The sequence below is a fragment of the Cellulomonas carbonis genome, assembly GCF_014636275.1.
Lineage (GTDB): Bacteria > Actinomycetota > Actinomycetes > Actinomycetales > Cellulomonadaceae > Actinotalea > Actinotalea carbonis.
Map to the genome: position 1 here is coordinate 68495 of NZ_BMEB01000002.1, position 18275 is coordinate 86769.

The 18275-nt window shown below is 74.9% G+C and carries 15 protein-coding genes; 8 read left to right on the forward strand and 7 right to left on the reverse strand.

From position 1 onward, the window contains the following. Positions 1 to 41 precede the first annotated feature (41 nt). The 4 genes from IEV86_RS05680 to IEV86_RS05695 form a co-directional block, all read right to left on the reverse strand. Positions 42 to 1250: an ABC transporter permease gene (locus IEV86_RS05680; RefSeq protein WP_081978695.1), complete on the reverse strand. Its 1209-nt coding sequence runs from the start codon at positions 1248 to 1250 to the stop codon at positions 42 to 44. Continuing rightward, entirely contained in the window at positions 1247 to 2158 is a 912-nt protein-coding gene (locus IEV86_RS05685) for an ABC transporter ATP-binding protein (RefSeq protein ID WP_043605887.1), read from the reverse strand. The genes IEV86_RS05680 and IEV86_RS05685 overlap by 4 nt, the downstream gene beginning before the upstream one ends. Before the next feature lie 159 nt (positions 2159 to 2317). Beyond that, a complete protein-coding gene (locus IEV86_RS05690; protein WP_043605885.1) occupies positions 2318 to 2995 on the reverse strand; it encodes a response regulator in 678 nt (225 codons plus the stop codon). Next, complete coding sequence (locus IEV86_RS05695; RefSeq protein ID WP_052426164.1) at positions 2988 to 4304, reverse strand: sensor histidine kinase; 1317 nt, start codon at positions 4302 to 4304, stop codon at positions 2988 to 2990. Before IEV86_RS05695 ends, IEV86_RS05690 begins: the two co-directional genes overlap by 8 nt. Positions 4305 to 4469: 165 nt before the next feature. Here IEV86_RS05695 and IEV86_RS05700 point away from each other — a divergent pair, with 165 nt between their 5' ends. Next, complete coding sequence (locus IEV86_RS05700; protein WP_052426163.1) at positions 4470 to 5399, forward strand: hypothetical protein; 930 nt, start codon at positions 4470 to 4472, stop codon at positions 5397 to 5399. A 103-nt stretch (positions 5400 to 5502) separates the two neighbouring features. On the opposite strand, the gene IEV86_RS05705 is transcribed toward IEV86_RS05700, so the two are convergent. Further along, on the reverse strand, positions 5503 to 7941 hold the full coding sequence (locus IEV86_RS05705) for a (Fe-S)-binding protein (protein WP_043605884.1): 2439 nt from the start codon (positions 7939 to 7941) through the stop codon (positions 5503 to 5505). A gap of 22 nt (positions 7942 to 7963) precedes the next feature. Next, positions 7964 to 9226: a sensor domain-containing phosphodiesterase gene (locus IEV86_RS05710; RefSeq protein ID WP_161784043.1), complete on the reverse strand. Its 1263-nt coding sequence runs from the start codon at positions 9224 to 9226 to the stop codon at positions 7964 to 7966. 302 nt (positions 9227 to 9528) lie between these two features. Between IEV86_RS05710 and IEV86_RS05715 the strand changes: the two genes are divergently transcribed. Further along, complete coding sequence (locus tag IEV86_RS05715; RefSeq protein WP_202595159.1) at positions 9529 to 10383, forward strand: PhzF family phenazine biosynthesis protein; 855 nt, start codon at positions 9529 to 9531, stop codon at positions 10381 to 10383. A 54-nt stretch (positions 10384 to 10437) separates the two neighbouring features. On the opposite strand, the gene IEV86_RS05720 is transcribed toward IEV86_RS05715, so the two are convergent. Further along, a complete protein-coding gene (locus IEV86_RS05720) occupies positions 10438 to 11337 on the reverse strand; it encodes a DUF4253 domain-containing protein (protein WP_229734513.1) in 900 nt (299 codons plus the stop codon). 230 nt (positions 11338 to 11567) lie between these two features. On the opposite strand from IEV86_RS05720, the gene IEV86_RS05725 reads away from it, so the two are divergent. The 6 genes from IEV86_RS05725 to mnhG are packed head-to-tail and all read left to right on the forward strand — an operon-like array spanning position 11568 to position 18270. Beyond that, entirely contained in the window at positions 11568 to 14585 is a 3018-nt protein-coding gene (locus tag IEV86_RS05725; RefSeq protein WP_052426161.1) for a Na+/H+ antiporter subunit A, read from the forward strand. Continuing rightward, a complete protein-coding gene (locus IEV86_RS05730) occupies positions 14582 to 15115 on the forward strand; it encodes a Na(+)/H(+) antiporter subunit C (RefSeq protein ID WP_081978694.1) in 534 nt (177 codons plus the stop codon). The genes IEV86_RS05725 and IEV86_RS05730 overlap by 4 nt, the downstream gene beginning before the upstream one ends. Next, entirely contained in the window at positions 15112 to 16728 is a 1617-nt protein-coding gene (locus IEV86_RS05735) for a Na+/H+ antiporter subunit D (RefSeq protein WP_438501599.1), read from the forward strand. Before IEV86_RS05730 ends, IEV86_RS05735 begins: the two co-directional genes overlap by 4 nt. Next, positions 16725 to 17405 (forward strand): Na+/H+ antiporter subunit E, encoded by a 681-nt coding sequence (locus IEV86_RS05740; RefSeq protein ID WP_081978693.1) that lies wholly within the window; start codon positions 16725 to 16727, stop codon positions 17403 to 17405. Before IEV86_RS05735 ends, IEV86_RS05740 begins: the two co-directional genes overlap by 4 nt. Continuing rightward, complete coding sequence (locus tag IEV86_RS05745; RefSeq protein WP_081978692.1) at positions 17402 to 17863, forward strand: MrpF/PhaF family protein; 462 nt, start codon at positions 17402 to 17404, stop codon at positions 17861 to 17863. Before IEV86_RS05740 ends, IEV86_RS05745 begins: the two co-directional genes overlap by 4 nt. After that, entirely contained in the window at positions 17860 to 18270 is a 411-nt protein-coding gene (gene mnhG, locus IEV86_RS05750; protein ID WP_052426160.1) for a monovalent cation/H(+) antiporter subunit G, read from the forward strand. The genes IEV86_RS05745 and mnhG overlap by 4 nt, the downstream gene beginning before the upstream one ends. Positions 18271 to 18275 lie beyond the last annotated feature (5 nt).

Sequence of the window (18275 nt, forward strand, 5' to 3'; positions counted from 1 at the left end):
GACGACCCCACCGACGACCACGCCGCCCACGACCCACCCGGTCAGCGGCCGAGCGCCTCCCGCAGGCGGACGCGCGGACCCGTGCGCAGGAGCGACCGGTCGTAGATCGTCGCGCCGAGCAGGATGACGCCGACCGTGGTCACGCCGAGCACGACGAGCGACACGAGCGGCTCCCACCACGCCGCCTCGCCCAGGAACAGCCGCACGGGCATCCCGACCGGTGCGCTGAACGGGACGTAGGACATGATCGTCAGCACGGTCGGGTTGTCGTTGAAGAAGACGACGAGGAAGTACGGCGCCATCGTCAGCATCATCACGGGGCTCAGGACCGTGCCGACGTCCTCCATGCGGGACACGAGCGACGCGCTCGCCGCGTAGATCGACGCGAGCAGCACGAACCCGACGAGGAAGAACAGCACGAACCACACGAGCGGCGCGCCGACCATGCCGAGCACCTCGTCCTGACCGGTCACCGCGAGCGCCGCGACCGCGACCGCCGCGATCGCCGCCGTCTGCGTGAACGCGAGGACGCTGTTGCCGAGGATCTTCCCCGCGAGCAGCGCGCGCGCGGACACCGTCGCGAGCAGCAGCTCGACGACGCGGCTCTGCTTCTCCTGCACGGTGTTCTGCGCGATCGTCGAGCCGAAGCCGGTCGCCGAGATGAGGAACACGAGCCCGAACCCGAACGAGACGAGGTACCGGACGGCCTCGTCTGCCCTCGGCGGCTCGAGCAGCTCGACCTCGGGCTGCTCCGCGAGGGCCATGACCAGGCCGCTGGGGTTCTCGCTCAGGGCGACGATCCGCACCGCGGCGCCCGCGTCGTCGTCGTCGGCGGGCAGCACCGCGGCGCTCACCTCGCCGGACTCGACGAGGGCGATCGCGGCGGCCTCGTCCGCGACCTCGACCGGCTCCAGGCCCTCCTGGTCCTCGACGACCGACGCGGCCGAGCCGACGACGGCGACGCGCTCGGCGTCGACGCGGCCGCCCAGCACGCTGCCGAGGACGATCGAGACGAGCACCGCGCCCAGCAGCACCGCGGTCGAGATGAGGAAGGACTTCGACCGGACCTGCGCCATGACCTCGCGCTCGGCGACGAGCAGCGCCGCCCGGACCGTCCCTGGGGCGGGCGGCCGCTCGCCGTGCCCGGGCCGCGGCACGCGCCCACCCGGCTCGGCCGGACCTCGGGCCGGAGCCGTCGTACCGGTCGGGGCGCCGCCGGTGCGGGCGTCGACGTCGTGCGTGGTGCTCATCGGACTGCCTCCTCGGGGGTGCGGTCGGCCACGACCTCACGGAAGATCTCGGCGAGCGTCGACCGCACCGGGGCGAACGACGCGACGGGCGCGCTGTCGAGCGCGCGCCGCAGGACGCCCTGCGCGACGGCGTCGTCGGCCGTGGTGAAGACCGCCCAGCCGCCGTCGAAGTCGAGGACCTCGACGCCCGGGACCCCACGCAGCCACCCGACGTCGCCCGCGGAGTCGATCTCCCAGCGGGGCTCGCTGTGCGCGGCGCGGAGCTGCTCGCGCGGGCCGGCCGCGCGGATGCGCCCGTCGGCGATGATGACGAGGTCGTCGCACAGCCGCTCGACCACGTCGAGCTGGTGCGACGAGAAGAGCACCGGCGCGCCGCCCGCCGCGTACTCCGCGAGCACGCCGACGACGACGTCGACCGCGAGCGGGTCGAGGCCCGAGAACGGCTCGTCGAGCACGAGCACCTCGGGCTCGTGCACGAGCGCGGCCGCGATCTGCGCGCGCTGCTGGTTGCCGAGCGAGAGGTTCTCGAGCGGCTCGTCGGCACGCGCACCCAGGCCGAGGCGCTCGAGCAGCGCGTGGGCCCGCTCGGTCGCCGTCGTGCGGTCCACGCCGTGCAGGCGTGCGAGGTACGCGATCTGCTCGGCGACCTTCATCTTCGGGTAGAGGCCGCGCTCCTCGGGCATGTAGCCGAAGAGGCGCCGCTGGTCGGGACCGAGCCGAGTGCCGTCGAGCGTCACGGTCCCCGCGTCGGCCGAGAGGACGCCGAGGATGATGCGCATCGTCGTCGTCTTGCCCGCTCCGTTGCCGCCGACGAAGCCCGTGAGCCGCCCCCGCTCCACGGTGAACCCGACGTCGTCCAGCACGAGCCGGTCGCCGAACGACCGCCTGATCCCGTCCACCACGAGCATGTCCGCCTCCTGTCCCGCACGCCGAGGACCGAACGGTCCGGCTCGCCTCCACGCTAGGCAGCGCGCGGCGCGCGGACCTCAGGCCGGGGGCGGAACCTCGCGGTCCACCCGCGGGCGGAGGGCGGCCGGCCGGACCGCGTGGACGGCCCGCGTGGACGGTCAGCCCGCGTGGACGACGCCGTGCTCGTACGCGAAGACGACGGCCTGGACGCGGTCGCGCAGGCCGAGCTTCATCAGGACGTTCGAGACGTGGGTCTTGACCGTCGCTCGGCCGAGGACCAGCTCGGCGGCGATCTCGTCGTTCGTGAGACCCCGGGCGACGAGCCCGAGCACCTCGACCTCGCGGTCGGTGAGCATCGCGACGGCGGCTGGGCGCCCGCCGTCGGTGGCCACGGCCTCGGCGCGGGCGCCGAGCGCACGCTCGATCACCGCGCGCGTGACCTCGGGCGCGAGGAGCCCGTCGCCCGCCGCGACCGACCGCACGGCGTCGACGAGCTGCTCGGGGCGCGAGTTCTTGAGCAGGAACCCGCTCGCCCCGGCCCGCAGCGCCTCGAGCAGGTAGTCGTCCCGGTTGAACGTGGTCAGCATGAGCACGGCCGCCCGGATGGACGGGTCCGCGACGATGCGCCGCGTGGCCTCGAGGCCGTCCATGTCAGGCATCTGCACGTCCATGCAGACGACGTCCGGGTGGAGCCGTGCGGCCTCGGCGACGGCCTGGCGACCGTCGGACGCCTCACCGACCACGCTCACCCCGGGCTGGGCGTCGAGGATCGTGCGGATCCCGGCGCGCAGGAGCGCCTGGTCGTCCACGAGCAGGACGCGGACGGGTTCAGGCATCGGCGTGCTCCTGGCTCCGGGTCGTCGTCGGTGGCTCCGCCTCGAGGTGGAGGGGCACGGTCGCGCGCACGAGGAACCCGCCGCGGCTGCGCGGGCCGGCGTGCAGCGTGCCGCCGTCGGCGCTCACGCGCTCACGCATCCCCACCAGCCCGAAGCCGCCCTCGGGGACCACGCCGCGCCGCGGCCCCACGCCGTCGTCGGCGACCTCGACCTCGACCGCGCCGTCGAGGTAGCGCAGCCGCACGTCGGCGCGCGCGCCGCGGCCTGCGTGCTTGCGGGTGTTCGTCAGGGCCTCCTGCACGATGCGGTACAGGTTGAGCGACACGAGCGGCGGCAGCGGCCTCGGCTCCCCCACCACCTGGAACGTCGTCGGCAGGCCGTTGGACTCGGCCTCGGCGACGAGCGCGGGGAGGCGGCTCACGTCGAGCGACCCGAGCGCCTCGCCGCCGTCGCCCTCGTGCTCGCGCAGCGTCCCGAGGATGCCCTGGAGCTCGCGGATCGCCTCGCGCGCCGAGCTCTCGACCACCTCGAGCGCGTCACCGGCGAGCGCCGGGTCGACGCCGAGCAGCGTGCGGGCCGCGGACGCCTGGACGCCCATGAGCGACACGTGGTGCGCGACGGCGTCGTGCAGCTCGCGCGCGAGGCGCAGCCGCTCGAGGGACACGGCCTGCTCGGCGACGCGACGGCGCTCGGCCTCGAGCTCGCGCGTGCGGAGCTCGACGCGCGCCCGCTGCCGCGCGGCGGCCCACGCGTGGTCGCCGAACCAGTACGCGGCCGCGAAGTACACGACGTTCGTCAGGAGCTGGATGAGCAGGAACGCGACCAGCGGCGAGAACGTCCCGACGCGCGACAGCCCCTCGAACGCGTCGGGGTCCGTCGTCGCCGAGAACAGCGCGACCACCAGCCACACGAACATCCCGACGACGACGACGACGCGGACCGCCGTCGCGCGGCGCCGCTGCGGCTCCCACGCCCCGACGGTGTACAGCGCGATGAACAGCGCGATGTTCGCGACGAGGGTCTCGGGGACCTGGGACTCGCCGAGGACGACGAACACCGCGGCGACCACCAGCAGGACGGCGCACGGGTACCGGCGCCGCAGCGCGAGCGGGAGCGTGACGCCCATGAGGCAGAGCACCGAGAGCCACGCCGGCGCGGGCTCGTCGTACATCCCCGCGACGTCCCACAGCGCGTAGCTCAGGAGCGCGCCGACGAACAGCGCGGCCGCGAGCAGCGCGTCGTTGCGGACGCCGTCACGGTCGACGGGGGCGCGGCGCCACGTGGGGGCGTCCGGGTCGAGATGGGCCACGCCCCCACGCTAGCCGCGCACCGACCGGCGACGGGGCGTGCCCGTGCTCGCCCGGGTCGGCGTTCCGCTCGGCGTGTCGCGCGACTCGCCGAGGACGACGCCGATCCCGGCGCCGGACGTGCGCCCAGCGGCTGCGCGCCCCGGGAAGCGGGAGCACAATGGGGTATGGCCCGCTCGCGCGAGTTCGACGCGTTCGGACCCTGGGTCGACGAGGTCCAGGAGCCCGAGGACGTCCCGCGCCTGTTCCGCCGTCACCTGCCGGACCCGCGCGCCGAGCACCTCGTCCTCAAGGTCCCGCGCAGGATCGACCGGCGCGACGCGACGCCGGACATGGACCTGTACGACCACCTCGTCATCGCGGGTGCCGTGGACCTGACGGTCCTGACCCGCACGTCCGACGGCTTCCGCACGTCGACGGTCCCCTACGACCGCGTGACGGCCGTGCGCAGCAGCGTCGACCTGCTCGACGGGCGCTTCGAGCTGCACGAGGTCCGCGGCACGCCGGCCACGGGCGCGGGCCTGGCGTTCGGGTTCAGCGGGGTCTCGCGCGAGGTCGTCGAGCGACTCGTCCAGGTCCTCCGCGAGCAGGTCCGCCACGCCGCCGGGCTGCCCTCCCCCACCCGCGAGCACCACACGTCGGCGCGCCTGCTCGGCCGCGACGACCTCGGCCCCCAGGACGTCGACCTCGTCACCGAGCAGCGCGACCTCGCCGCGGCCTACTGGGACGTCGCCCCGCTCGGCATGCACCGCCGGACCGCGGTCACGCGTCGCGGCGGGACCCTCGCCGGCGCGGCCGACTGGATGCGTCCGGTGACGCTGCACGCGTGCGTCGTCGGCGGCGGACCCGGCGAGCTGCATCTCCTGCACCGCCGTCGCTGGTTCACGACGGGGCGCAAGCCCGTGCGGTCGATCTCGCACACCGTCGTCCTGACGCCGCGCGTCGACGCCGTGTCCGTCGCCCCGTCCGAGAGGTACGAGGGCGTCGAGGTCGCACGCGTCAGCAGCGGGCGCTCGCACGTCGACGTCCCGTTCCCGACGGGCGCGGAGACCGGCGAGGCGGTGCGCTCGGGCGTCGCGGGCCTCGCCGCGCACTGACCGCGGTCCGGCCGCTGGTCCGCTGTGGGGAAGGTCGGTGCCGCGGAGCGGCACGCACTTTCCCCGCAGTCGCGGTGGTGCAGCGCGGCGCGGGCGGCGCGCCTCAGGTGCCGGCGGCGTCGCCCCGAACGCGGTCGAGGAGGAGCTGGGCGACGTCGACCACCTGGACCTGGGCGTCGCCGTCGGCCGGGCCGTGGCCCGTGGCGGCGACGCCGTCGCTCAGCATGATCGTGCAGAAGGGGCAGGCCGTCGCGATCGTGCGGGCGCCCGTCGCGACCGCCTCGGCGGCGCGGTCCGTGCCGATCCGGGTGCCCGTCGTCTCCTCCATCCAGACGCGCGCACCGCCGCCGCCGCAGCAGAACGAGCGCTCGCGCGACCGCGGCATCTCGGCGAGCCGCACGCCGGGGAGCGCACCGAGCAGCTCGCGCGGCGGCTCGTAGACCTGGTTGTGCCGACCCAGGTAGCAGGGGTCGTGGTACGTGACGGTGCCCTCGCCGCTCCCACCACCCCCGCCACCATCACCCTGCCCGGCACCGTCGCGCTCGACGGGGACGAGCCGACCGTCCGCGACCAGGCGCTCGAGCAGCTCGGTGTGGTGCACCACGTCGAACCGGCCGCCGAGCTGCGGGTACTCGCGGGCGATCGTGTTGAAGCAGTGCGCGCACGTCACGACGATGCGCTGCGCGCCGACCTCGGTGAGCACCTCGACGTTGGCCTGCGCGAGCATCTGGAAGAGCATCTCGTTGCCCGCGCGGCGCGCCGGGTCGCCCGTGCACTGCTCGCCGTCGCCGAGCACCGCGAAGGAGACGCCGGCGGTGTGGAGCAGCTCCGCGACCGCCCGGGTGGTCCGCTTGGCGCGGTCCTCGTAGGCGCCCGCGCAGCCGACCCAGAACAGGTACTCGACCTCCGACGCGTCCTCGACGTCGACCCCCACCACGGGCACGGGGAACGCGAGGTCCTTCGCCCACGCGAGCCGCTGGCGTGCGGGCAGCCCCCACGGGTTGGCCTGCTTCTCGAGCTTGGTGAACATCGGGCCGAGCTCGTCGGGGAACGCCGACTCCATGAGCACCTGGTTGCGGCGCATGTCGACGATGTGGTCGACGTGCTCGATGTCGACCGGGCACTGCTGGACGCACGCCCCGCACGTCGTGCAGTCCCACAGCGCCTGGGGGTCGACGACGTCGCCGACCAGGGACAGCACGTCGAGGTCCGCGTGCGCGTCGGCCGGCGCCGGGCGCTGGAGCAGCGGCACGGGTGCATGGCCGGTCTGCGCGGTGTGCCCGCCGGGCTCGGTCGACGCGTTGGCGGCGACCCGCAGGTACGGCGCCGTCGCGTACGCGTGGTCGCGCAGCGCGAGGACGACGAGCTTGGGCGAGAGCGGCTTGCCGGTGTTCCACGCGGGGCACTGGTCCTGGCAGCGGCCGCACTCGGTGCACGTCGAGAAGTCGAGCAGGCCCTTCCACGTGAAGTCCTCGATGCGGCCGACGCCGAGCACAGCGTCCTCGGGCAGGTCCTCGAGGTCCGCGAAGTCGACGACCTTCCCGCCCGCGCGCACCGGCGGCACGGGCCCGAGAGCGGGCGACCCGTCGACCTCACGCCGCGCCCACACGTTCACCACGGCGAGGAACCGGTGCCACGAGACACCCATCGCGGGCCGCGTGCCGACGACGACCATCCACAGCATCGACGTGAGGATCTTCAGCAGCGCGACGACGACGACGGCGGTCTCGAGCGTCGGCGTCGGCAGCCCCGTGAACCACTGCCCGAACCACGCCGTCAGCGGGAAGTGCCACCACAGGGCCGCGGTGTCGACGACGACGAGCGGTGCGGACCCCTCGGCGGCCGGCGGCCGGGCCGCGAGCGCGTACTCGAGCCCGCGCAGGACGAGCACGCAGACGACGACCGCGCCGATGATCGCCTCGACGAAGTACGCCTGCGCCCAGTTCGACCCGAAGAACCGCGAGGCCCGCGGGCCGGGCGCGGCGGCGCCGTCGTCCCGGGCACCCGACGCCGCGGTGTCCGAGTCGCGCCGTCCCGACGCCGCGGTGCTCGTGTCGCGCCGTCCCGACGCCGCGGTGCTCGTGTCGCGCCGTCCCGACGCCCCGGTGTCCGCGCGCCTCCCGCGGCGCGGGTGCTCGCGCTGCCGCACGACGGCGAGCGCGACGATGCCGAGCAGCCCGAGCCACGCGAACACCTCGACGAGCCACTCGAACGGCGGGAAGGTCCCGATGAGCGGCAGGGCGAACGTGGGGTCGACGAGCTGGCCGTACCCGGTGACGAGGGTCAGGAAGAGCACCGGGAAGCTGACCATCACCGCCCAGTGCGCGACCTTGACGAGTGGCCGGTGCTGGAACCTGCCGTGGCCGAGGACCTCACGCACCACGAGCCACGTGCGGCGCCCGGGGTGGTCGCTGCGCCCGGGGGCGGGGCCGCCGCGGCGCACGGTCCGCACGATCGCCACGAGCCCGCTCGTGAAGGTCGTGACGCCGACGACCGTCGCGGCGAGAGCGAGCACGAGGGCGATGATGCGCAGGCCGTCCACCGCGCAACCGTAGCCCGGCGCCTCACGCGGCCGTCGGGACCGGCGTGGGTCGCTGGAACAGGTAGCCCTGACCGAGCCGCACCCCCAGCCCCACGAGCGCCTCCCGCTCGCCCGTCGTCTCGACGCCCTCCGCGACGACGTCGGCGCCGATCTGCTCGGCGAGCCCGGTGATCGCCGACACGAGCGCACGCCGCACGGGGTCCCCGTCGAGGCCGTGGACGAGCGACATGTCGATCTTGACGAGATCCGGTCGCAGCCGGAGCACGTGCGTCATGCTCGCGTAGCCCGCGCCGACGTCGTCGACCGCGATCCGCACCCCGCGCTCACGGTGCGGCCGCAGCGCGTCCTCGAGCGCCTCGTAGGACGCGATCGGCGCGTGCTCGGTCACCTCGACGATCACGCCGCGGTGGTCGCGGCCGCCGAGCAGCTCGTCGAGCGCGCCGTCGAGGATCGCCTCGGGCGAGAGGTTGATCGACAGGGCGTGCGTCGCGTCGGCGGGAACGGACCGCAGGGCCGACGCGGCCGCCGCGACCTCGAGCGCGGTCCCCAGCCCGAGGCTCTGCGCGGTCGCGAACCACTCCGCCGGCGACCGCTCGACGTCGTCGAAGCGGGTCAGCGCCTCGACGCCGACCTCCTCGCCGGACATCAGGTCGACGATCGCCTGGACGACGAGCTGACGGCCCGTCCCGCGGCACAGGCGGCGCACGAGCCGCCGCAGCGCGTCGCGCCGTCGTCGCGCCGCGACCGCGGCGAGCTCGCGGCGGTGGATGTCGTCGATCACGTCCGCGATGAGCCGGGCCGACGTCACGTCCGCGTCGCTGAGCGACGGCGAGCTGGAGGGCGAGACCGCGCAGAGCATCCCCTCGACGGCGCCGTCGGCCGAGCGCAGCGGGACGCCCAGGTAGGACCCGATGTGCATGTCGAACGTGACGGGCAGCAGGACCGCGCTCGGGTCGGTCGAGGTGTCGGTGATCGCCGCCGGCATCGTCCCGTCGATGACACGCGAGCAGTACGCGCCGGACAGCGGCAGCGCCGTCCCGGGCCTCGGCACCCCCGCGCCCGCGTCGGGGGCGGCGTCGACGAACCGGAACACCTGCTCCGAGCCGAGGAACTCGCTCGTCCACGCGATCTTCATGCCGACGGTCGTCCGGAGCAGGCGCAGCAGGCGCTGCACCGAGGGGCCGAAGCCGTCCTCGGGCGGCTCGGGCGGTTCGGTCGCCGCGCGCGCCTGCGAGCGCCGCGGACCCGCGGCGGCCGGCACACCCGCGAACGCCTCACCCGGCATCGTCGTCACCCCCCGGCGACGGGACCCGTCGGCGGGTCCCTCGACCCCTCGACCCTCGTCCCGCTCCGCGGCCCGCGCAAGGGCAGGGAGCGACGACGACGTGCGGCGCCGTTCCGCCCGTCCAGCGGCTCCCTGTCGCGGGCCCGATCGGCCGAACGGGTGAATAGCGGACGAACTCCCTCAAGTCGGGCGCGGCCCGCGCCGAAGAACGGGATGTCGGCACGCGAGCAGGCCCGCCGCCCTCCCGCCCCATCGAGACCCACGGCGGATCCCGACCTCACCCGCGGTGCGACGATGCCGGGGTGAGCACCGACGTCCTGCGCCTCGCCGCCTTCCCCGACGGATCCGCACCGGGAGGTGGCAACCCCGCCGGCGTCGTCCTCGACGCGACCGGTCTCGACGACGCGGAGCGCCAGCGGGTCGCGGCCGAGGTCGGCTACTCGGAGACGGCGTTCCTGGAGCGGATCGGTCCCGCGCGCTACCGCGTCCGGTACTTCACACCCACGACCGAGGTCGCGTTCTGCGGCCACGCGACGGTCGCGGCGGGCGTCGCGCTCGCCGAGCGCGGGCACGGCCCCGACCTCCTGCTCGAGACGCTCGCGGGCGAGGTGCCCGTCACCACGGCCCCCGCCGGTCCGGACGACCCCGGGCCGACCGCGACCCTCACGAGCGTCCCGACCCGGACGCGCCCGGCCGAACCCGCCCAGGTCGCCGCGACGCTCGCGGCGATCGGGTGGTCGGCCGCGGACCTGGACCCGCGCTTCCCGCCGCACGTGGCGTTCGCGGGGAACGACCACCTCGTCCTCGCGGCCGCGACACGCGAGCGTCTCGCCCGCCTCGACCAGGACGAGGCCGCGCTCGCGGCGGTCATGCGCGCGGGCGGCTGGACGACCGTGCACCTCGTCCACGCACGCGACGCCACGACGTTCGACGCGCGTGACCCCGCGCCCGCGGCGGGGATCAGCGAGGACCCCGCGACCGGCTCGGCCGCGGCCGCGTTCGGCGGCTACCTGCGGGACCTCGGCCTCGTGCCCGCGCCGTCGCGGGTCGTCGTCCTCCAGGGACACGACATGGGTGCACCGAGCCGCCTCGTCGTCGACGTCCTCGCGGACGACCGTCGCGTCCGCGTGACCGGCTCGGCGGTCCCGATCGGCTGACCGCGTGGCCGCGTGGCCCGCCGGTGCGTCAGTCCGGGGCCGAGGCCCGACGCGTCAGTCCCACCAGAGGTGCCACGACCCCGCGGGCGCGTGCGTGCGGGCCAGGTCGGTGACCGAGCCCGTCCCCTGCGCGACGGAGTCCGGGCAGTACGCGTACTGCTCGAGCGCGACCGCGAGCGCCTCGTCCGGCGTCGAGGGCGGTCGCGCGACGAGGAGCTCCATGACCTGGTCGGCGTCCATGCCCACGAGCTCGGCGCCGTGGCGCTCGTGCCAGTGGCGCAGGACGACGGCGTGCTCGGCGGGGGTCACGTCGACGTTGCAGCCGCCGTTCCAGCCGAGGACGGCGGGCGCGTCCCAGGGTGCGCCCGGGACCAGAGCGAGGATCCCGCGCGTCCGCGCGACGCCGAACGGCTCGTCCTCGGGCTCGAGCGCCGACGGCGGGCGGGCGTCGACGGCGTACGCGTCGTCGTCGTCGGGGCCGTGCTCGGCCCACACGTCGTCGACCGTGAGCCCGGCGGCGCGCTCGAGCTCGGCGGCGTCGTCGTGGTCGTCGCCCGAGCCGGGCAGCGCGGAGAACATGTCCCCGGGGTCCGGCCCGATGAGCACGGGCCACAGACCGGTCGTCGGGTGCAGGTCGCGCATGCGGTGCCACAGCGGCAGCAGGTCCGCCGCGTCGGCCTCGACCGCGAGCACGCGGCGGCCGGAGCCGGTCGTGACGAGCTCGCCCACGGGCCCCAGGCCGGGGGCGACCGTGAGCAGCGCGGCCACGTCGTCGGCGGCCGCGGGCGTGAGCGGGTACACCTCGCCCACGGACGGAGCGGCGGGCGGGGCCGCCTCGACCAGGCGGTCCGGGACCTCGGCCGGGACGCCGCCCCGGCCACCCTCCCGCACGCCGTCGCCTGCGTCCGCGCCGCTGCCCCCGCCCGCGCCCAGGAGGCGCCGCCACCACGTCATGGGACCACCCCACCACCTGCGGCGTGCCCGGCGCGTGGGCCGATCGGGCAGTCGAGGGCCCGCGTGAGGCCGGTCACCGGACCGTCCCTCACCGGGTTCCCAACGGATCGGCAAGGTACGATCAAACGGCCCGTGACGGCCCCTGCACACCGGTCCCCGGACCGCTGTCCCTCCCTCGCACCGTCGGCACCGGCACCCTCGACCACCGCCCTCGAACGGACGGAGGCCACGTGCTCCTGCTGCTCGTCGTCCACGCGGCTCTCGCGCTGCTCGCGCCCGTCGTCGTGCGCCGGCTCGGCAGGAAGGGGTTCTTCGGCCTCGCGCTCGCACCGGCCGCGGCCGCCGTCTGGGCGCTGACCCGGACGCGCGCGGTGCTCGCCGGCGACGGACCCGTCGAGACCGTCGCGTGGGTCCCCGCGCTCGACATCGAGCTGGCCTTCCGGCTCGACACGCTCTCCTGGCTCATGGTCGTCGTCGTGGGGGGCGTCGGGGCGCTCGTGCTCGTGTACTGCGCCGCGTACTTCTCGGCGACGGCGAGCGGGCTCGGCCGGTTCGGCGGGGTCCTGGTCGCGTTCGCGGGCGCGATGCTCGGCCTGGTCACGACCGACGACCTGCTCATGCTCTACGTCTTCTGGGAGCTGACCACGGTCTTCTCCTACCTGCTGATCGGGCACTACTCGGACCGGAAGGCGTCGCGCCGCGCCGCGATGCAGGCGATCGTCCTGACGACCGCGGGCGGCCTCGCGATGTTCGTCGGGCTCGTCGTCCTGGGCGAGACGGGGAGCTACCGGCTGTCCGAGCTGCTCGCGGACCCGCCGACCGGCTCGGCCGTGACCGCCGCCGTCGTGCTCGTCCTCGTGGGTGCGGTGAGCAAGTCGGCGCTCGTGCCGCTGCACTTCTGGCTCCCGGCCGCGATGGCCGCGCCGACCCCGGTGAGCGCGTACCTGCACGCCGCCGCGATGGTCAAGGCCGGCATCTACCTCGTCGCACGCTTCGCGCCCGGGTTCTCCGACCTCGGGGTGTGGACGGCGATCGTGTCGGTCCTCGGCACGTGGACGCTCGTCCACGGCGGCTACCGCGCGCTGCGGCAGTACGACCTCAAGCTCGTCCTCGCCTTCGGCACCGTGAGCCAGCTCGGGCTGCTCGTGCTGCTCGTCGGGCTCGGCTCGCAGGCCACGGCGCTCGCGGGTCTGGCGATGCTCGGCGCGCACGCGATGTTCAAGGCCGCGCTGTTCCTCGTCGTCGGCGTCGTCGACGCGGCCACCGGCACACGCGATCTGCGGCGCCTGAGCGGCGTGGGACGCGCACTGCCCGTCACGGCCGCGGCGGGCGCCCTCGCGACGCTCTCGATGGTGGGGATGTGGCCGTTCGCCGGGTTCGTCGCCAAGGAGGCCGCGCTCGAGGCGCTCCTGCACGAGGCGGGCACACTCGGCGGCGCGCTCGTCCTCGCGGGCGTCGTCGTCGGCTCGATGCTCACCGTCGCGTACGGCCTGCGCTTCTGGTGGGGCGCGTTCGCGTCCAAGCCCACCGCCGACGACGACGAGCCGGTCACCGTCACGCGCCCGTCGCTCGTGCTGGTCGCACCCGCCGCGGTGCTCGCGCTCCTGGGCCTCGTGCTCGCGCTCGTGCCCGGGACCGGTGAGGAGCTGCTCACGCCGCACGCGGCGACCTACCCCGGCGAGGCCGGTCACCTCGTGCTCTGGGCAGGGTTCACGCCCGCGCTCGGGCTGAGCGCGCTCGTCCTGACGGCGGGTGCGGCGCTGTTCGTGGCGCGCGCCCGCGTCGAGCGGCTGCAGGCCCGCGTCGCCGTCCCGCTCGAGGCCGACCTCGTGTACCGCCGCGCGATGCGCCGGCTCGACGACGCCGCCGCCGACCTCACGGCGCTCACGCAGCGCGGCTCCCTGCCGTTCTACCTGGGCGTCATCCTCGTGACGCTCGTCGTGCTCCAGTCCGTCGCGCTGGTCGGCGCACCTGCGCCGTCGTGGGCCGACGTGCGCCTGTGGGACCGCCCGGCGCAGGTCGTCGTGGGCGCGCTGGCCGTCGCGGGTGCGGTGCTCGCCGCCAACTCGCGCCGACGCCTCAAGGCCGTCGTCCTCGCGGGCGTGAGCGGGTACGCGATCGCCGCGCTGTTCATGCTCCACGGCGCACCCGACCTCGCACTCACGCAGGTCCTGGTCGAGACCATCACGCTCGTCGTCTTCGTGCTCGTGCTGCGGCGGCTGCCCGCGTACTTCTCGGTCCGGCCACTCGCCGCGAGCCGGTGGGTGCGCCTGGTCATCGGCGCGGCGGCGGGGGTCGTCGTCGCCGGGATGGCGCTCGTCGCACCGACCGCGCGGGTGCACACCCCCGTGTCCGCCGACTTCGCCGAGGAGGCGTACGTCTTCGGCGGCGGCCGCAACATCGTCAACGTGACGCTCGTCGACATCCGCGCGTGGGACACGATGGGCGAGATCGCGGTGCTGCTCGTCGCCGCGACGGGCGTCGCCTCGCTGATCTTCCTGCTCACGCGCAGCGGCAGCCGGTTCCGCTCGGCCGACGCGCGCGGCACGGGCTACGTGTGGGCGGGCGTCCCCGACCGCACCGCGGCGCTGCGCCGGCTGGGCGGGCGCCCCGCGGTCGGCGGACGCGACCGCGAGTGGCTGCGGGCCGGCAGCACCCTCGCGCCGCAGCGCCGATCCGTGATCTTCGAGATCGCGACGCGCATGCTCTTCCACTCGATGGTGCTCGCGGGCCTGTACCTGCTGTTCGCGGGCCACAACTCGCCGGGCGGCGGGTTCGCGGGCGGGCTCGTCGTCGGCGTCGCGCTCATCGTGCGCTACCTCGCGGGGGGCCGGTACGAGCTCGGCGAGGCCGCCCCGGTCCACCCCGGCCTGCTGCTCGGGCTCGGGCTCTTCCTCTCGGCGGGCGTCGGCCTGCTCGCGATCCTCGCGGGCGGCTCGCTGCTCGAGAGCGTGATCGTCGAGTTCGCGGTGCCCGTGCTCGGGCCGGTCAAGCTCGTGACCAGCGTCTTCTTCGACATCGGGGTCTTCCTCCTCGTCATCGGCCTCGTGCTCGACGTGCTGCGCAGCCTGGGGGCCGAGATCGACCGGCACACCGAGGACGCCGCCCCCGACGCGTCCGACCCCGACGCGGTGGACCGCGACGACGACGGCGACCCCGGCGGGGCCGGCACGCCCATGCACCGCACCACGACCGAGGCGGCGGGCGCCGTCGCCACCGGCACGGGGACCAGGGAGGGAGGTCGATGATCGACACCGCACCGAACCTCACGCTCGTCGTCGTCGCCGGGGCCCTCGCCGCCGTCGGGGTCTACCTCCTGCTCGAGCGCTCGCTCACGCGCGTCCTGCTCGGCGTGATCTTCCTCAGCAACGCCGTCAACGTCGTGTTCCTGGTCGCGGGCGGCCGTGCGGGCGGGGCGCCGATCATCGGCAGCACGGACGAGGACGCGATGAGCGACCCGCTCCCTCAGGCCATGGTCCTGACCGCGATCGTCATCACGCTGGGCATGACGGCCTTCCTGCTCGCGCTCGCCTACCGCTCGTGGCAGCTCAACCACCACGACGAGGTGCAGGACGACCTCGAGGACCGTCGCGTCGCGGCACGAGCGGCCGCCGACCTCGCCGCGTACGAGAGCGACGACGACGAGACGCGCACGCTCGAGCAGGAGGCGGCCGACGTGCACGACGAGACGGGCGCGCCCGTGGGCGCACCCCCGGAGCCCGACGCGGCCCCCGGGTCGCGGCGCGTCGAGTCGGCCGAGGGCGGTGACGTGCGGTGAACGGCCTGAGCCTGACCGACCTCACGTGGGCGGTCCCGCTGCCCGTCGTCCTGCCGCTCGCCGCGGCCGGGCTCGCGCTGGCGCTGTGGCGCAACGCGCGGGCCCAGGGCCTCATCAGCGTCGTCGCGCTCACCCTGTCGCTCGTCACCTCGGTGCTGCTGCTCGCGGCGGCCGACGACGGCCCGCTCGTGCTCGACGTCGGGAGCTGGGCGGCGCCCGTCGGGATCAACCTCGTCGCCGACCGACTGTCGACCCTCATGCTCACGGTGTCGTCCGCGGTGACGCTGTGCGTCCTCGTGTACTCGCTCGCGCAGGGCATCGCGGACAAGAACGCCGAGACCCCGGTCGCGATCTTCCACCCCACGTACCTCGTGCTGTCCGCGGGGGTCGCCAACGCGTTCCTGACCGGCGACCTGTTCAACCTCTTCGTCGGCTTCGAGATGCTGCTCGCCGCGTCGTACGTGCTCATCACGCTCGGCGGGACAGGTGAACGCGTGCGCGCGGGGACCATCTACGTCGTCGTGTCGCTGCTGTCCTCCGTGCTCTTCCTGCTCGCCATCGCGCTCGTCTACGCCGCCACGGGCACCGTGAACATGGCGCAGCTGTCCTACCGGCTCGCCGAGATCGACCCCGGCGTGAGCCTCGTGCTGCAGCTCATGCTGCTGCTGGCCTTCGGGATCAAGGCCGCGGTGTTCCCGCTCTTCGCGTGGCTCCCGGACTCCTACCCGACGGCCCCCGCGCCGGTCACCGCCGTCTTCGCGGGCCTGCTCACCAAGGTCGGCGTCTACGCGATGATCAGGACCCAGACGCTGCTGTTCCCCGACGGGCGGGCCGACACGCTGCTGATGTGGGTCGCGCTCGTGACGATGCTCGTGGGCATCCTCGGTGCGGTCGCGCAGAACGACGTCAAGCGCATGATCTCGTTCACGCTCGTCAGCCACATCGGCTACATGGTGTTCGGCATCGCGCTGAGCTCTGACGCGGGGCTCGCGGCGTCGGTGTTCTACGTCGCGCACCACATCACGGTGCAGACGACGCTGTTCCTCGTCGTCGGGCTCATGGAGCGCCGCGGCGGCTCGACGTCGCTCGACGCGCTCGGGGGGCTCGCGAGGCTCGCGCCGCTCCTGGCCGTCATGTTCTTCCTCCCGGCGATGAACCTCGCGGGCATCCCGCCGCTGTCGGGCTTCCTCGGCAAGGCCGGCCTCGTCCAGGCGGGCGTCGCGGACGGCTCGCCGCTCGCGTACACGCTCGTCGCCGGCGGCGTCGTCACGTCGCTGCTGACGCTCTACGCGATCGTCAAGGCGTGGAACAAGGCGTTCTGGCAGCCCGCACCCGAGGAGGCGCCCGACGTGCGCCTGCCGCGCGGGATGGTCGGGTCGGCGGCCGCGCTCGTCGTCGCCGGGGCGAGCCTGACACTCGTCGCCGGACCGCTGTACGACTACACGACGCGCGCGGCCGAGACCCTGCGGGACCCGCAGCAGTACGTCACCGCGGTGCTGCCGGGCGGACGCGGCGAGGGTCGCTCGGCCGACGTCACGGAGGACGCGCGACGGTCGGGTGAGACGGGCGTCGTCGAGGAGGGCGCCGACCTCGAGGACGGTGGTGAGCCGTGAGCCTGCACCCCCGCCGCCGCGCGCTGCGCGTGCGCGTCGCGACCGCCCTCTGGCTCGCCGTCGTCTGGGCGATGCTCTGGGGGAACTTCGCCGTCGGGACGCTCCTCGTCGGGCTCGTGCTCGGGGTCGTCGTGGTCGCGGCGCTGCCGATGCCGCAGATCGACTCGCACGTCCGCGCGCGGCCTCTGCGGCTGCTCGGCCTGGCCGGGTGGTTCCTCGCCGAGGTCGTGCGCGCGAGCTGGCAGGTCGCGTTCCTCGCGCTGCACCCGCGCCGCACCCCGCGCAGCGCGGTCGTCGCGGTGCGGCTGCGCGCCGAGTCCGACCTGTACCTCACGCTCACCGCGGCCGTCACGTCCCTGATCCCCGGGTCGGTGATCGTCGAGGCGCACCGCGTCACGGGCACGCTGTACGTGCACGTGCTCGACGTGGGCCTCTCGGGCGGTGTCGAGGGCGCCCGCCACCACGCCCTCGACACCGAGGCCCGCATCCTGCGCGCGCTCGCGTCCGACGACGAGCTCGCCGCGGCCGGGCTCTCGACCTGGCGGCCCGGCGACCCGCTCCACGAGCCGCCCGCCGACGCCGAGCGCGCCGGGACGGGGCACGCGCACGGGCACGCGCACGGGCACGGGCACGGGACGGGCCATCGAGGGACCACGGGAACGGAGGCCGGCCGATGATCCTGCCCGTCGTCGTCGCCGCCGCGACGCTGCTGGCCGCGACGGCCGTCCTCGCGCTCGTGCGGGTCGAGAAGGGCCCGAGCATGCTCGACCGGACGGTCGCGCTCGACATCCTCACGAGCGCGCTGGTCGGTGCCGTCGCGCTCGAGGCCGCGTGGTCGCGGCGCATCGACACCCTGCCGATGATCCTCGCGCTCGCGCTCGTCGGGTTCGTCGGCTCGGTGACGATCGCGCGCTTCGCGTCGGTCGAGCCCGAGGGCGAGGGCCGGCTCCTGACCCGCGAGGAGCTCGCCGCGCTCGAGGCGGCGCGCGCCCAGGAGGCCGACGACGACCTGCACCGCCACGACGACGAGCACCACGGCGGCACCGCGACGGGTGAGGTCACGGGTGACGACGGGACCGGCCGACGGGGCGAGCGCGAGGCCGGCCGGCACGACGACGGGGAGGCGACCCGATGAACGACACGCTGGCCGGCGTGCTCGACGCCGCGTCGTCGGTGGTGCTGCTCGCGGGTGCGCTGCTGACGTTCGCGGCGGGCGTCGGCGTCGTGCGCTTCCCGGACCTCCTCGCACGGACCCACGTGGGTGCCAAGCCCCAGGTCCTCGGCCTCATGCTCGTGCTGCTGGGGCTCGAGCTGCGGCTGCGGACGCTGTCCGCGCTGTGGGTCATGGTGCTCGTCGTGCTGTTCCAGCTGCTGACCTCACCCGTGACGGCGCACATGGTGTCCCGCGCCGGGTTCCGGACGGGCAAGGTCGACCACGACCGGCTCGTCGTCGACGAGCTCACCCGGGACATGGAGCGCGCGGACGGAGACGTGGAGGGTCCCCGCGTCGACCGCGGACGGCCGGGCGACGCGACGACGTGACGGCG

Coding starts and splice junctions, on each gene's coding strand:
- IEV86_RS05680 (WP_081978695.1), bottom strand. CDS start 1,250: ATGAGCACCACGCACGACGTCGACGCCCGCACCGGCGGCGCCCCGACC.
- IEV86_RS05685 (WP_043605887.1), bottom strand. CDS start 2,158: ATGCTCGTGGTGGACGGGATCAGGCGGTCGTTCGGCGACCGGCTCGTG.
- IEV86_RS05690 (WP_043605885.1), bottom strand. CDS start 2,995: ATGCCTGAACCCGTCCGCGTCCTGCTCGTGGACGACCAGGCGCTCCTG.
- IEV86_RS05700 (WP_052426163.1), top strand. CDS start 4,470: ATGGCCCGCTCGCGCGAGTTCGACGCGTTCGGACCCTGGGTCGACGAG.
- IEV86_RS05710 (WP_161784043.1), bottom strand. CDS start 9,226: ATGCCGGGTGAGGCGTTCGCGGGTGTGCCGGCCGCCGCGGGTCCGCGG.
- IEV86_RS05720 (WP_229734513.1), bottom strand. CDS start 11,337: ATGACGTGGTGGCGGCGCCTCCTGGGCGCGGGCGGGGGCAGCGGCGCG.
- IEV86_RS05730 (WP_081978694.1), top strand. CDS start 14,582: ATGATCGACACCGCACCGAACCTCACGCTCGTCGTCGTCGCCGGGGCC.
- IEV86_RS05745 (WP_081978692.1), top strand. CDS start 17,402: ATGATCCTGCCCGTCGTCGTCGCCGCCGCGACGCTGCTGGCCGCGACG.
- mnhG (WP_052426160.1), top strand. CDS start 17,860: ATGAACGACACGCTGGCCGGCGTGCTCGACGCCGCGTCGTCGGTGGTG.